The organism is Gilvimarinus sp. 1_MG-2023, assembly GCF_030548285.1.
On record NZ_JAUOSC010001100.1, the window covers coordinates 1 to 266 of the forward strand.

Below are 266 nucleotides of genomic sequence, written 5' to 3' on the forward strand. Positions count from 1 at the left end.
GTGCTGGCATCGATCGAGAAATACGCTGCATCGTCGCCTGACAGACTGAAGGTGACGCCATCAGAAATATCAGCAGAGTCATCCGCAATGGCGGTATACACCACTTGCCCGGCACCAGAGTTTTCATCGACCGAGGTGGCGGTATCACCAGAGGTAATCGTCGGTGCGACTTCATCCAGATCATTAACCGCCAGAGTGACGGTCTGGTCAGTGAAGTGACCGGCTCCATCGGTGGCGGTGACGGTAAAGCTGTAGCTGGACTTGGT

1 protein-coding gene is annotated in these 266 nt (G+C 55.3%); it reads right to left on the reverse strand.

Annotated elements, in window-relative coordinates; translation table 11 throughout:
* Positions 1–266: hypothetical protein (locus Q4563_RS20255; RefSeq protein WP_303605791.1), on the reverse strand; the 266-nt coding region annotated here is incomplete at both ends.